The sequence below is a fragment of the Mycobacterium sp. SP-6446 genome, assembly GCF_001954045.1.
GTDB lineage: Bacteria > Actinomycetota > Actinomycetes > Mycobacteriales > Mycobacteriaceae > Mycobacterium.
Genome location: NZ_MBEM01000161.1, coordinates 1 through 641 on the forward strand (window position 1 = coordinate 1; position 641 = coordinate 641).

The following is a 641-nucleotide window of genomic DNA, read 5'->3' on the forward strand; positions in this document are numbered from 1 at the left end:
CAGCGCCGCGAACTCGGGCTACCAAAGGCGGCGGGCCTGTGGTCGCGGCGGATCGCCGAGCGCGCATCGCTGGAAATCCAGGCCTACGAAGAAGTTTGCTTCCCGGGGCTGGCCGCCGAATGGGCGAACTGCAACGGCCAACGACCGTTCGTCGGCGCGCTGACGATGGAGTTGGCCACGGACGCCGACGAGGAGGTCGCGTCGTGGATCGCCGCGGGAACACCGCCGATTTTCTTCGGCTTCGGCAGCACGCCGGTCAAGTCTCCCGCCGACACCGTCGCCATGATCGGCGCGGCCTGCGCGCAACTGGGCGAACGGGCGCTGATCAGCTCCGGCTGGAGTGACTTCGGCAATGTCCCCCATTCCGACCACGTCAAGGTGGTGGAAGCGGTGAATTATGCTGCGGTCTTCCCGGCCTGCCGCGCGGTCGTGCACCACGGCGGCATGGGCACCATTGCCGCGGGCCTGCGCGCCGGGGTGCCCATGCTGATCCTCTGGACGGCACCCGATCAGGCGATATGGGCCTCTCACGTCAAACGTCTGAAAGTTGGTTCTGGGCGGCGTTTTACCAGCACCAGCCGTGAATCGCTGGCCGCCGACCTGCACCGGATCCTCGGTTCCGACTATGTCTCCCGGGCCCG

1 protein-coding gene is annotated in these 641 nt (G+C 67.4%); it reads left to right on the plus strand.

Annotated features, from left to right (window positions below):
* Positions 1–641: glycosyltransferase (locus tag A5736_RS14705; protein WP_371328388.1), on the plus strand; the 641-nt coding region annotated here is incomplete at both ends.